Here is a 12700-nt window from a genome sequence, read left to right as displayed (position 1 = left end):
TCACTGGCAGGTTATGCGAGCACCTTGACCTGCACCCCACCTGGAGTAGCCGGCTGATGAAACGATTGTCTGACATCAAATTCTCGACCCTCGACCTGGTGCCTGTGCGCGAAAATGGCAGCGCGGCCCAGTCGTTGCGCAATTCGCTGGATCTGGCACAGCACGTAGAAAAGTTTGGCTATAACCGCTTTTGGGTGGCTGAGCACCACAACATGGACGGCATCGCCAGTTCGGCTACCTCCGTTTTGATTGGCTATCTGGCAGGCGGCACCTCGACCATTCGCGTGGGTTCGGGCGGTGTCATGCTGCCCAACCATGCGCCGCTGGTCATTGCCGAGCAGTTTGGCACCCTCGAAAGCCTGTACCCGGGACGCATCGACCTGGGCCTGGGCCGTGCACCGGGTTCAGACCAGATGACCGCCCGCGCCCTGCGCCGCGAGCGCTCGGGCAGTGCCGATGAGTTCCCCGAAGATGTGGCTGAACTGATGCGCTACCTCGGCCCCCGCACCCCGGACCAACGGATCATCGCCATGCCGGGCACAGGAACCAACGTTCCTGTCTGGCTGCTGGGCTCCAGCTTGTTCAGCGCGCAACTGGCCGGTGAACTTGGTTTGCCTTACGCCTTTGCCTCGCATTTCGCACCGCGTTTGATGCACGAAGCGATTCGCGTCTATCGCAATCACTTCAAGCCATCAGCGACCCTCGACAAGCCCTATGTGATGCTCGGTATCCCGCTGGTGGCGGCCGATACCGATGAACAGGCCGAGTACCTGGCGACCTCCGTACAACAGCGGATTCTGGCGTTGATGCGTGGGCAGAGCCTGGTGCAGCGCCCACCGGTGGAGACCATGGACGGGTTGTGGCTGCCCCACGAAAAAGAGGCGGTGATGAGCTTCCTGGGCCTGGCGATGGTCGGCAGCCCGCAGAAAATAAAGGCCAAGCTGGACGTGCTGGTGGAGCAGACACAGGCTGACGAGCTGATCTTTACCTGTGATTTGTATGAACACGCAGACCGCATTCATTCATATGAATTGCTGTCGCAGGTGATGAAAGGGGCCTGACGCAAAGGGAAGTGTGGGAGCGGGCTTGCTCGCGATGGTATCGACGCGATTGATCTGAAACACCGCGGCGTGCACATCGCGAGCAAGCCCGCTCCCACAAGATTTACTACTGCGCTGGACTTACCCGCGCTTGTACACGATTTCCTTGGTACCGCCTTCACAGGTACCCACCACTTTGCCGTCAGCCGAAGTGCCTTTCTCTACAGCAGTCAGCGAATAATGCTTGGCGCCATTGGCCTCAATCTTCGCCGCGATTTCGCTTTTCAACTCTTCGCATGGCTTGCCCGCTGCAAACGCCGTTCCTGCCAGACTCAGCAAACCTACAGCCAATAAAATCTTTTTCATCGGTGACATTCCCCGGTCAAAACGAAAAGGGTGCAACGCGGCATGTGCCGTGCTGCACCCAGACGGTGTAGCCGAGTTTATGGCAAACGGCCAGCCAGTAAGTTCAAAACGCCATCACTCTTTAGCTGCTGGCAATCCGAAATCCGACCTTGAGCGTCACCTGATAGTGCGCAACTTTACCGTCCTTGATGTGCCCACGGGTGTCGACCACCTCGAACCATTCCAGGTGTTTGATGCTTTTGTTGGCCTCGGCCAGTGCATTACTGATGGCGTCTTCTATGCTGCTCGGGGACGAGCCTACCAGTTCAACTTTCTTGTAGGTGTGATGGTCAGACATAACGTTCTCCTTTGTCGTAGATCAAAGCCTAGCAGCGATTGTGCTAAATACTTTGTAGGCAATTTGAACGGAAAAGTTCAGGCCAACTGCACTTTCTGAAATCTCTGTAGTCGGACTTAACAAGCACCTCACTCATCAATGCAGGAGAGCCCTAATGGCTAGCAATTCCCTACGTAAAGCCTCATTGCAAAGCATGGAAGCAGAGATCGAGAGCCTGCTCAAGTCTCTGGAAAGCCTCAAGCACGACGCTTCAGACGAGTCCAAAAAGACCCTTGGCATCCTTAAGAACAATGCCGAAAACGCACTCAAGCATTCGCGCCACCTGCTCAGCGACGCCTACGAAGAAGTGAAAGACAAGACTCGCGAAACCGCGATCGCTACCCGTGAGTACGCCCAGGAGCATCCGTACGCCACCGCTGGCGTTGCCATCGGTGCGCTGGGTCTGCTGGCTGCTTTCCTGTTGTGCAAGCGCGGCAACTAATCTGCGCTGCGCGCAAGCTCAGCCTTGAGCCATTGCGCCAGTTGCCCGGCGCGCCCGTCTGCGGCGCGCTTGGGCAACCATAACGTCAGCTGCGCCGGGGTTTCGTTGAAGCCCCAGGGCGCAGCCAGACGTCCGGCTTGCAGGTCCTGCGCCACCAGCGGCTCGGGAGCGATCGCCACACCCAGCCCCGCAACGGCGGCTTCAAGCAAGTAATACAAGTGCTCAAACCCCTGCCCGTATTTCAAATCCTTCGCCTCGATGGCGTTCTGCTGTGCCCAGCTTGGCCATGCCTGGGGCCGCGAGGTGGTGTGCAGCAATGATTCATCGAGCAAGGCGCTGGCGGGCGCACCACACAGTTGCGCATAACGGACATAGCGCGGGCTGACCACCGGGCCAATACGCTCGCTGGCCAACTCATACACCTGCATATCGGCGGGCCACGGTGGCTCGGCAAACACCAGCAAGGCGTCCAGCCCGGGACGGCGGGGGTCCAGATCACCCTCACCGGCGGACAGGTGCAAGCGCAAGTCCGGTAAATCGGCATTCAATCGACCCAGGCGCGGAATAAACCAGCGCGCCAGCAAACTGCCCGAGCAACCGAGCACAAAAGGGGCATTGACCTGGCTTTGCGTGAGTTCTGCGCACAGATTACGCAAGCGATCGAACGCCTCGCTGCTGGCGTCACGCAGGCGGATTCCGGCGCCAGTGAGCTTCAGGCCGCGGCCTTCCTTTACGAACAGGCTCACGCCCAAGTGCTCTTCAAGCACTTTCAACTGTCGACTGACAGCGCCGTGGGTGACGTTCAACTGCTCGGCGGCCTGGCTGACACTGCTCAGGCGGGCGGCGGCTTCGAATGCGCGCAGGGCATTCAGGGGCGGGAGATCTCGACTCATGGTATCTGTGAGTTTTCCTGACATTTTGTGGCGATCTTATCGGTTTTCATCCCGGGCTGTCGCGGGTAAAGTCTGGCCCATCGACCTTCGTAACTTTTTATCTGGAGCGTCACATGACTCAATCCACTTTACGTACCGGCCCTGACGCCAATGGCATGTTTGGCTCATTCGGCGGCCGTTACGTAGCCGAGACCCTGATGCCGCTGATCCTTGATCTGGATCGCGAGTACGAGCTGGCCAAAAAAGACCCTGAGTTCATCAAGGAACTGGCCTACTTCCAGCGCGACTACGTGGGCCGCCCAAGCCCGCTGTACTTCGCCGAGCGGCTCACCGAGTTCTGTGGCGGCGCCAAGATTTACCTCAAGCGCGAAGAGCTGAACCACACTGGCGCGCACAAGATCAACAACTGCATCGGCCAGATCCTGCTGGCGCGGCGCATGGGCAAAAAACGCATCATCGCCGAGACCGGTGCCGGGATGCACGGTGTGGCCACCGCCACCGTGGCGGCCCGCTTTGGTCTGCAGTGCGTGATCTACATGGGCACCACCGACATCGAGCGCCAGCAGGCAAACGTGTTCCGCATGAAACTGCTGGGTGCTGAAGTGATCCCGGTTGTAGCGGGTACCGGCACCCTCAAAGACGCCATGAACGAAGCCCTGCGCGACTGGGTGACGAACGTTGACAGCACCTTCTACCTGATCGGCACCGTGGCTGGCCCACACCCGTATCCGGCGATGGTGCGCGACTTCCAGGCCGTGATCGGCAAGGAAACCCGCGACCAGATGCAAGCCCAGGAAGGCCGCCTGCCGGACAGCCTGGTGGCATGCATCGGCGGCGGTTCCAACGCGATGGGCCTGTTCCATCCGTTCCTGGATGACACCAGCGTTGAAATCATCGGCGTGGAAGCGGCGGGTTACGGCATCGAAACCGGCAAGCACGCGGCCAGCCTCAACGGCGGCGAACCGGGCGTGCTGCACGGCAACCGCACCTTCCTGCTGCAGGACGACGATGGCCAGATCATCGACGCCCACTCCATTTCCGCCGGTCTCGACTACCCTGGCATCGGCCCTGAGCACGCCTGGTTGCACGACATCCGTCGCGTCGAATACACCTCGGTGACGGACGACGAAGCCCTGGATGCCTTCCACAAGTGCTGCCGCCTTGAAGGCATCATCCCGGCCCTTGAGAGCGCCCACGCCCTGGCTGAAGTATTCAAGCGCGCACCGACCCTGCCGGCCGATCACCTGATGGTGGTCAACCTTTCGGGGCGAGGCGACAAGGACATGCAAACCGTGATGCACCACATGGAACAGTCTCAACAGGAGCAACACTGATGAGCCGCCTGCAAACGCGCTTTACCGAACTCAAGGAACAAAACCGCGCGGCCCTGGTGACCTTCATCACCGCAGGTGACCCGGATTACGCCACCTCGCTGGCGATCCTCAAGGGCTTGCCTGCGGCGGGCGCCGACGTGATCGAGCTGGGCATGCCCTTCACCGATCCGATGGCCGATGGCCCGGCGATTCAGCTGGCCAATATCCGTGCACTGGGCGCCAAGCAAAACCTGGCAAAAACCCTGCAGATGGTTCGCGAGTTTCGTGAAGGCAACAGCGACACGCCGCTGGTGCTGATGGGTTACTACAACCCGATCCATCATTACGGTGTGCCCGCGTTCATTGCCGACGCCGTTGCGGCAGGCGTAGACGGCCTGATCGTGGTCGACATGCCACCCGAGCACAACAGCGAGCTGTGCGACCCCGCGCAGACCGCAGGCATCGACTTTATCCGCCTGACCACGCCGACCACTGACGACGGGCGCTTGCCGACCGTACTGGCTGGCAGCTCGGGCTTTGTGTACTACGTATCGGTGGCAGGCGTGACCGGAGCAGGTTCAGCTACCACTGAACAGGTGAGCGCGGCCATCGAGCGCCTGCGTCGCCATACCGACCTGCCAATCAGCGTGGGCTTTGGCATTCGCACCCCTGAACAGGCGGCAGCGATTGCACGACTGGCCGATGGCGTGGTGGTCGGCTCGGCATTGATCGACAAGATCGAAAATGCCGCGACCCCTGAACAGGCGGTGGATGGTGTACTGAGCCTGTGCGCAGCACTGGCTGAAGGCGTGCGCAACGCTCGCTAAATCAAGAACCCCTCACCACGTTTCGCCCTCGGAAGAGGCGTGGTGAGGGGCAAGGTGTCACCCGATCTTACTTCTGCGTCCCGTCATCGTGCAGCAAGTTGGCCTGGGTCAGGTTGCTGCCCGCCGGTACGCTGCGGGTCAGCCACACGTTGCCGCCAATGGTTGATCCCTGACCAATGGTGATACGCCCCAGAATGGTCGCCCCCGCGTAGATCACCACATCATCCTCAACGATCGGATGGCGTGGATGACCTTTTTGCAGTTGCCCCGATTCATCTGCCGGGAAACGCTTGGCCCCAAGGGTCACGGCCTGGTAGATCCTCACACGCTCGCCGATGATCGCGGTTTCTCCGATCACAACACCTGTCCCGTGATCGATGAAGAAACTCGGCCCGATCTGCGCGCCGGGGTGTATATCAATGCCGGTGGCCGAGTGCGCAATCTCTGCGCTGATCCGCGCCAGCAAAGGCAACCCGGCGCGATACAGGTGATGGGCCAGCCGGTGATGAATCACCGCCAGAATCCCCGGATAGCACAACAGCACTTCATCCACGCTACGTGCCGCCGGATCACCGTGGTACGCCGCCAATACGTCGGTATCCAGAATGCTGCGCAAGCCCGGCAAAGCCAGGGCAAAGTCCTGAATCAGCAAGGTCGCGGTCGCATCCACGCCCTCATCGGGCAGGCCACCTTGGCGGGCCGCGTAGCGCAGCTCCAGCCGGGCCTGGGTCAACAGCGCGTTGAGCGCAACATCGAGCGTGTGGCCCACGTAGAAGTCTTCACTTTCCTCACGCAGGTCCACCGGGCCCAGACGCATGGGGAACAACGCACCGCACAGGGCCTCAAGGATATCGGCCATCGCGGCACGCGAAGGCAGCTCGCGGCCACCCTGCTCACCACTGACCCGCCCGTTTTGCGTGCGCCACTGATTTCGCGCCGCGCGCAGTTGGCAGACGATGGCCTGCAATTGCCAAGGATTGGAACGATCACTCACGATGAATACTCCGCACGCTGGCGGCCGGATCAACCAGCCGCGAATTGGCAATGATTTTACGGTATCAAAGAGTTTCGCAGTGGCGCAAATGACCGCTTAACGTCGACGCCATGCACGCCAGCTCACCGCGACGATAATCAGTAACGCCAGCGCACCCAGAATGGCCATGCTCAAGCTGTGATAACCGAACAATGGCTTCTCGATGCGGATATAACCCGGCTCTGCAAGCAACTCGCGCAGTGCCGTATTGGCCTGTTCAAGGCTGATGGCCTGTAGCTGCTTGGCCGGATCGGCGAAGTGCCCCTCATCGTAGTCACCCAGTGAAGCCCAATAGTAATCGGCCAGCGCGCTGTTGCCTTGCACCGCCCACGCCTGACGGGCAATCGCGGCGTTCTTGAGCCGGGCAAACACCTGCGGGTCCAGGCCGTCCTTGAGAAGCCGGGCCTTGAGATGCTCAATCACCTGCCGGGCTTGAGGTACATTTTCGCGCTCAAGATCCGCATTCAGGCTCAAAAAACTCACACCGCCAAACACTTCGCGCTCAGCCCAGGGCCCGTAAGACAACCCGTGCTTGAGCCGCAGCTCGCTGTACAGCGCCCACTCCAGATAATCGCGCAGCAAGCTCCAGGTTTCATCGGACTGCCCCTCGATCACCGGCTCCGGCAACACCCAGTGCAGGGTCGCGGTGTCACCCACCACCCCGCGCACCAGTTCACGCTCAGCCTGGGCCTTGGCATCGATCGCGGCCAGGGGCCTGTGCTCGCTGGGCTCAACCGGTTCGAGGGCGCCGTAGGTGCGCTCCAGATAGGCCGGCAGCAACCGGTCCAGATCACCCACGATAATCAGCGTCATGTTGTTGGGCGCGTACCAGTTCTGGCGCACGGCCTCCAGCTGTTGGCGCGTAAGGTCATGCACTTCGGCCCGCTCAGCGCATTTGAGCCCCAGTTCGACCGCCAGTTGATTACTCGCGCTGTGGCCCAGATCCTGGCGATCCAGCCAACGCTGCAAGTGCGAATAATGGCCACCGTCTTCACGCTCAACCACTTGCTTGGCATCGCTGATACGTTGCTCGGTAAGTTGCGTGCGGGTCAGCAACCCCAGGAGCAGGTCGAGGATTTTGCGCTGATTTTTAGCCGGTGCCTCGATCACGAATGTGGTGTCGGCGTGACTGGTAAAGGCGTTCCACTCGCCACCCAGCGCCTGCATGCGCTCCTCCAGGCCGCCTTCACCGGTGTCATCGGTGCCGCTGAAAAGCAGATGCTCCAGCAGGTGCGGCAATTGCTGATCGGCGCATGAAAAGTCATCCAGCCCTACGCCCACCACCAGCCGAATCGCCACGTGCCCGCGATCATTACCGGGCTTGAGGATGAGTTGCAGACCGTTGGGGAGTTGATAACCCTCGACGCTGTAACGATCGAGGGCAAAGCCCTGAGTCGCGCCAAGCAGTAAAAAGATGAACAGCAGGCAACGCATAAAAAATCCCTGAATTCTCGAGTCCTTGAGCCGGTGCAGCTTAGTCGCTGCATACCGGCTGACAACACCCCGACCTACAACGTTCAAGGGAAATGTTGCGTGTCCGCTGCGTCATCCAGCTCCAGCGCGCCGGTTTCAGAGGTTTCAAGGACCACGTAGGCACTGCCGCAAAACAGCGAGTTCAAGCGTTTCATGTCAGCGATCAGCTCCAGGTGCATCGAGCTGGTCTCGATACTTTGCGTGACCTTGCGCTGCAAACGACTCACGTGGGCGTGGGCCAGTCGCCGTTCCTGGGCGCGGAAGCGGCGCTTCTCGCGCAGCAGTTGGCGGGCGCTTTGCGGGTCTGAACTCAGAAACACGGTCAGCCCCAGCCGCAGGTTTTCGATCAGTTGGGTTTGCAAGCCCACCAGCTCCTCCAGCCCTGTTTCTGAAAACGATCGGCGCTGGGAGGTTTTCTGCTGCTGGACTTTGCGCAGCATGCGTTCGATCACATCGCTGGCGAGTTTGAGGTTAATCGCCAGTTCAATGATCTCTGCCCAGCGCCGGCTGTCCTGTTCGCTCAAGTCCTCCCGGGGCATCTGTGCCAGGTACAGTTTGACCGCGCTGTAGAGCACCTCGACTTCATCACTCAGGGTACGCATTTCCTGGGTGACAGCGGTTTGCTTGCCGCGCAGAACGTCGAGCATATTGACCAACATGGTGTCGATCAGGTCGCCAATGCGCAGGGTTTCGCGCACGGCGTTGGTGAGGGCCAGGCTCGGCGTATCGAGGGCTGCCGGGTCCAGGTGGCGCGGCTTGACCACGCCGTTCGCTTGCGCGCGCTCGGGCAATAGCCAGGCACAAATTCGCGCCATCACGCCCACGGTGGGCAGCATCAAGAAGCAGCGAACGGTGTTGTAGAGCAGGTGAAAACCGATGACCAGTTCCTGGGCGCTATAGCTCAGGCTGTCCATCCAGGCCACCAGCGGGTTGAGCACGGGCATGATCAGCAACAGGCCGATGAGCTTGTACAGCAGGCTGCCCAATGCCACCTGACGCCCGGCGGCGTTTTGCATGTTGGTGCTGAGAAAGGCCAGCACACCGCTGCCAATGTTGGCACCAATCACCAGGCCGATTGCCACGTGCAGGCTGATCACGCCTGCGCCGGCCAGTGTTGCGGTCAACAGTACGGCCGCCAGGCTTGAGTAGGAGACCATCGCGAAAAGGGCACCGACCAGGGCATCAAGCAGGATATCGCCGGTCAGCGAGGCAAAGATCACCTTCACGCCCTGGGCGTGGGTGATGGGCGCAGCCGCTTCGACGATCAGTTGCAGCGCCAGAATGATCAGGCCCAAACCAATCCCCACCCGGCCCAGTTGCCCGGCGCGGGTTTGCTTGCGTGTCAGAAAGAAAATCACACCCAGAAAAATCAACAGCGGCGACAACCACGAGAGGTCGAAGGTCAGCACCCGGGCCATCAAGGCCGTACCGACATCGGCCCCAAGCATGGTCGCCAGGGCGGGAGTCAGGGCCATCAGCCCCTGACCGACGAATGAAGTGACCAGCATGGCCGTGGCGTTGCTGCTCTGCACCATGGCCGTGACCACAATCCCGGCGACAAAGGCGAACATGCGTCTGGAGACGTTTTGCCCGATGACATGACGCAGGTTGGTGCCGTAGACCCGCAAAATGCCGGTTCGGACGATGTGAGTGCCCCAGATCAGCAAGGCAACAGCAGAAAGCAAATTGAGCAGGGTCAGCATGCTGGCTCCCTGTAATAGATGTGTCTAAGGATCAGATAGCTGCGGGCCGTTCCTACAGATGTTTCTTAAGATGTAGTCGGCAATTGAGCAGAGCGCCAGCATCGCATAGCGGGGGGAAGGTTGAAACACTTGGGGACGATGATGGCATTGTGGGAGCGGGCTTGCTCGCGATGGCTTCGACACGGTTTAACTCAAACACCGCGTCGTTTGCATCGCGAGCAAGCCCGCTCCCACACCGGAGGGGGTTAAAGCGTGCTGAACAGCGGGAACGTCCCCAGCAGCAGCGCCGCAACCATGATGACCAGGCACACCAGGATGGCCCACTTGAGGGTGAAGCGCTGGTGATCGCCGAACTCGATACCGGCCAGCGCCACCAGCAGGTAAGTCGATGGCACCAATGGGCTCAGCAAATGCACAGGCTGGCCAACAATCGAAGCACGGGCCATTTCAGCGGCAGTGATGCCGTAGTGGCTGGCGGCTTCGGCCAGTACCGGCAGTACGCCGTAGTAGAACGCATCGTTGGACATGAAGAAGGTAAACGGCATGCTCACCAGTGCGGTAATCACGGCCAGATACGGTCCCAGCGCAGGCGGGATCACCGCCAGCAGGCTTTTGGACATGGCGTCGACCATGCCGGTGCCCGACAGGATTCCGGTAAAAATACCCGCCGCAAAAATCAATCCGACCACCGCAAGTACGCTGCCAGCATGGGCCGCAACGCGGTCTTTTTGCTGTTGCAGGCAAGGGTAGTTAACGATCATTGCGATGCTGAACGCGACCATGAACAGGACAGGCAGAGGCAGCAAACCGGCGATCAGGGCAACCATCAGCGCCAGGGTCAGGGCACCGTTGAACCAGATCAGTTTTGGCCGACGGGCATCCGGGTATTGCGAGACGCTGATTTCGCTGTGGTCGATTTCATCGCCATGCAGGTGCAGTTCACCCAGACGCGCACGCTCACGCTTGCCGTAGAACCAGGCAATCACCAGGATCGCTGCGCAGCCTGCGAGCATTGCCGGGATCATCGGTACAAAAATGTCCGAAGGGTCGACGTGCAGGGCGCTGGCCGCCCGGGCGGTCGGGCCGCCCCAGGGCGTCATGTTCATCACGCCACCGGCCAGAATGATCAGGCCGGCCATGATCCGCGGGCTCATGCCGATGCGGCTGTAGAGCGGCAGCATGGCGGCCACGCAAATCATGTAAGTGGTCGCGCCGTCACCGTCCAGAGAAACCACCAGGGCCAGCACCGCAGTGCCTACCGAGATCTTGAGCGGGTCGCCCTTGACCAGCTTGAGGATCTTGCGCACTGCCGGGTCAAACAGGCCGGAGTCGATCATCAGGGCAAAGTAGAGAATGGCGAACATCAGCATCACCCCGGTCGGGGCAAGCTTGGTGATGCCTTCGAGCATCATCGGGCCGATTTTTGGCGCAAAACCGCCAAACACGGCAAACAGGATGGGAACCAGAATCAGGGCGATCAGGGCGGAAAGACGCTTGGTCATGATCAGGTACATAAATGTAATGACCATGGCAAAGCCAAGGAAGGTCAGCATAAAAGTCACCATTATTGTTGTAGTAGGGCGCTGACCGCGTGTTGTTCGCGTGGCAGGCCAACCGGTCTGTTGCCGGTAATGACTCGATGCTAGAGGGGAATCCTTTCAACCAGCTTTCGCTGGTAAAAGTTCTTACAGACGGAGGGGAATGGTTGCTGGGTAAAACAAACCCTGTAGCCGCTGACGAGGAACGAAGGCTGCGAGCTTTTGATTGCTAAAAGCTCGCAGCCTTCGTTCCTCGTCAGCGACTACGAGTCATACGGGCTTTAATCCATCTTCAGGACTTTAGCCAAGACGATTTTCGGGCCTTTCATCTTTTTGATGATGATGCGCAGGCCTTCGACTTCCAGCTGCTCTTCTTCTTCGGGCACCCGCTTGAGGGTGTCGTAGATCAGGCCTGCAATGGTCTCGGCTTCAATGTGGTCAAGGTCAACACCCAACAGGCGTTCGATCTTGAACAACGGCGTGTCGCCACGCACCAGCAGCTTGCCGGGCTGATAAGACAGGATGCCGCGCTCGGCCTTGCGGTGTTCGTCCTGGATATCGCCGACCAGTACTTCCAGCACGTCTTCCATGGTCAGGTAGCCCACCACCTTGCCGTCCGCTTCTTCAACCAGGGCAAAGTGAGCACCGCCCTTGCGGAACTGCTCCAGCAATTGCGACAGCGGCATGTGGCGCGACACGCGTTCCAGCGGCCGGGTCAGCTCTTCAAGGTTGAAGGTCTCGGGCAAGTGATCCAGATCAGCCAGTTCGAGCAGCAGGTCTTTGATGTGCAGCAGACCGACGAAGGTATTGGTGTCTGCGTCATAGACCGGGTAGCGGCTGAATTTGTGACGACGGAACAGCGCCAGGATTTCCTTGAGCGGGGCCTTGGAGTCCAGGGTCACGAGGTCTTCCCGGGAGTTGGCCCAGTCGACCACTTCCAGTTCACCCATTTCCACCGCCGAAGCCAGTACACGCATGCCCTGGTCACTCGGGTCCTGACCGCGGCTGGAGTGAAGGATCAGTTTGAGTTCTTCGCGGCTGTAGGCGTGATCGTGATGGGCACCGGGCTCACCTTGGCCAGCAATGCGCAAAATGGCGTTGGCGCTGGCGTTGAGCAGGTAGATCGCCGGGTACATGGCCCAGTAAAAGAGGTACAGCGGCACGGCGGTCCACAGCGACAGGGTCTCTGGCTTGCGAATGGCCCAGGATTTGGGGGCCAGTTCGCCGACCACGATGTGCAGGTACGAAATGATGAAGAAGGCGGTAAAGAACGATACGCCCTTGATCACTTCAGGCGATTCGACACCGACGGCGCCCAGCAGCGGCTCCAGTATGTGGGCGAACGCCGGCTCACCGACCCAGCCCAGACCCAGCGATGCCAGGGTGATACCCAGTTGGCAAGCCGAAAGGTAGGCGTCGAGCTGGTTATGAACGGTGCGCAGGATCTGTCCGCGCCAGCCGTTGTCCTCGGCAATCGCTTCGACACGGGTCGAGCGCAATTTGACCATGGCGAATTCGGCCGCAACGAAAAAACCGTTGAGCAAAACCAGGATCAGAGCAAAAAGAATCATGCCGAAGTCGGCGAAGAGTGTCGCGAGGGTCAAGCCAGGGGAAGGGTCCATGATGGAGTTTTACGGGTTCCGTCGTTACAAATGGGGAGATATGGCCAAACAATGTAACGGCTGATGTGGCCCTT

The 12700-nt window shown here is 59.9% G+C and carries 12 protein-coding genes; 4 read left to right on the top strand and 8 right to left on the bottom strand.

Annotated features, from left to right (window positions below; genetic code table 11):
* Nucleotides 1–56 precede the first annotated feature (56 nt).
* Nucleotides 57–1061: an LLM class flavin-dependent oxidoreductase gene (locus tag VSQ83_RS24155; protein WP_133074994.1), complete on the top strand. Its 1005-nt coding sequence runs from the start codon at nt 57–59 to the stop codon at nt 1059–1061.
* Nucleotides 1062–1181: 120 nt separating this feature from the next.
* On the opposite strand, the gene VSQ83_RS24150 is transcribed toward VSQ83_RS24155, so the two are convergent.
* Nucleotides 1182–1406 (bottom strand): DUF1161 domain-containing protein, encoded by a 225-nt coding sequence (locus VSQ83_RS24150; RefSeq protein ID WP_095027717.1) that lies wholly within the window; start codon nt 1404–1406, stop codon nt 1182–1184.
* Between the two features lie 121 nt (nt 1407–1527).
* Entirely contained in the window at nt 1528–1743 is a 216-nt protein-coding gene (locus VSQ83_RS24145; protein WP_133074993.1) for a dodecin, read from the bottom strand.
* Nucleotides 1744–1897: 154 nt separating this feature from the next.
* On the opposite strand from VSQ83_RS24145, the gene VSQ83_RS24140 reads away from it, so the two are divergent.
* Nucleotides 1898–2224 (top strand): DUF883 family protein, encoded by a 327-nt coding sequence (locus VSQ83_RS24140; RefSeq protein WP_133074992.1) that lies wholly within the window; start codon nt 1898–1900, stop codon nt 2222–2224.
* On the opposite strand, the gene VSQ83_RS24135 is transcribed toward VSQ83_RS24140, so the two are convergent.
* Complete coding sequence (locus VSQ83_RS24135; RefSeq protein ID WP_326427654.1) at nt 2221–3117, bottom strand: LysR family transcriptional regulator; 897 nt, start codon at nt 3115–3117, stop codon at nt 2221–2223. The two genes, VSQ83_RS24140 and VSQ83_RS24135, sit on opposite strands and share 4 nt — an antisense overlap.
* 113 nt (nt 3118–3230) lie before the next feature.
* Here VSQ83_RS24135 and trpB point away from each other — a divergent pair, with 113 nt between their 5' ends.
* Complete coding sequence (gene trpB, locus VSQ83_RS24130) at nt 3231–4451, top strand: tryptophan synthase subunit beta (protein ID WP_326427653.1); 1221 nt, start codon at nt 3231–3233, stop codon at nt 4449–4451.
* A complete protein-coding gene (gene trpA, locus VSQ83_RS24125; protein ID WP_219261991.1) occupies nt 4451–5257 on the top strand; it encodes a tryptophan synthase subunit alpha in 807 nt (268 codons plus the stop codon). Before trpB ends, trpA begins: the two co-directional genes overlap by 1 nt.
* 67 nt (nt 5258–5324) lie before the next feature.
* Here trpA and epsC read toward each other — a convergent pair whose 3' ends face one another.
* The 5 genes from epsC to VSQ83_RS24100 all read right to left on the bottom strand — a co-directional run bounded on the left by epsC (nt 5325) and on the right by VSQ83_RS24100 (nt 12626).
* The gene (epsC, locus tag VSQ83_RS24120) at nt 5325–6251 is read right to left on the bottom strand and encodes a serine O-acetyltransferase EpsC (protein ID WP_133074988.1); all 927 of its coding nucleotides are present in this window, start codon (nt 6249–6251) and stop codon (nt 5325–5327) included.
* Nucleotides 6252–6347: 96 nt separating this feature from the next.
* Nucleotides 6348–7724, bottom strand: a complete 1377-nt coding sequence (locus VSQ83_RS24115; RefSeq protein ID WP_326427652.1) for a M16 family metallopeptidase — start codon at nt 7722–7724, stop codon at nt 6348–6350.
* Nucleotides 7725–7807: 83 nt separating this feature from the next.
* Entirely contained in the window at nt 7808–9466 is a 1659-nt protein-coding gene (locus tag VSQ83_RS24110; protein ID WP_133074986.1) for a Na/Pi cotransporter family protein, read from the bottom strand.
* Nucleotides 9467–9711: 245 nt separating this feature from the next.
* Nucleotides 9712–11019, bottom strand: coding sequence for a CitMHS family transporter (locus tag VSQ83_RS24105; protein ID WP_133074985.1), 1308 nt, complete (start codon nt 11017–11019; stop codon nt 9712–9714).
* Nucleotides 11020–11285: 266 nt separating this feature from the next.
* On the bottom strand, nt 11286–12626 hold the full coding sequence (locus VSQ83_RS24100; RefSeq protein WP_219261989.1) for a hemolysin family protein: 1341 nt from the start codon (nt 12624–12626) through the stop codon (nt 11286–11288).
* Between the last annotated feature and the right edge of the window lie 74 nt (nt 12627–12700).

This window comes from Pseudomonas sp. DSV-1 (genome assembly GCF_035830915.1).
Classification (GTDB): domain Bacteria; phylum Pseudomonadota; class Gammaproteobacteria; order Pseudomonadales; family Pseudomonadaceae; genus Aquipseudomonas.
Note: the sequence above shows the minus strand (reverse complement) of the source record. Positions and strands in the feature narration are given on the sequence as shown.

Coding starts and splice junctions, on each gene's coding strand:
- VSQ83_RS24155 (WP_133074994.1), top strand. CDS start 57: ATGAAACGATTGTCTGACATCAAATTCTCGACCCTCGACCTGGTGCCT.
- VSQ83_RS24150 (WP_095027717.1), bottom strand. CDS start 1,406: ATGAAAAAGATTTTATTGGCTGTAGGTTTGCTGAGTCTGGCAGGAACG.
- VSQ83_RS24145 (WP_133074993.1), bottom strand. CDS start 1,743: ATGTCTGACCATCACACCTACAAGAAAGTTGAACTGGTAGGCTCGTCC.
- VSQ83_RS24140 (WP_133074992.1), top strand. CDS start 1,898: ATGGCTAGCAATTCCCTACGTAAAGCCTCATTGCAAAGCATGGAAGCA.
- VSQ83_RS24135 (WP_326427654.1), bottom strand. CDS start 3,117: ATGAGTCGAGATCTCCCGCCCCTGAATGCCCTGCGCGCATTCGAAGCC.
- trpB (WP_326427653.1), top strand. CDS start 3,231: ATGACTCAATCCACTTTACGTACCGGCCCTGACGCCAATGGCATGTTT.
- trpA (WP_219261991.1), top strand. CDS start 4,451: ATGAGCCGCCTGCAAACGCGCTTTACCGAACTCAAGGAACAAAACCGC.
- VSQ83_RS24115 (WP_326427652.1), bottom strand. CDS start 7,724: ATGCGTTGCCTGCTGTTCATCTTTTTACTGCTTGGCGCGACTCAGGGC.
- VSQ83_RS24110 (WP_133074986.1), bottom strand. CDS start 9,466: ATGCTGACCCTGCTCAATTTGCTTTCTGCTGTTGCCTTGCTGATCTGG.
- VSQ83_RS24105 (WP_133074985.1), bottom strand. CDS start 11,019: ATGCTGACCTTCCTTGGCTTTGCCATGGTCATTACATTTATGTACCTG.
- VSQ83_RS24100 (WP_219261989.1), bottom strand. CDS start 12,626: ATGGACCCTTCCCCTGGCTTGACCCTCGCGACACTCTTCGCCGACTTC.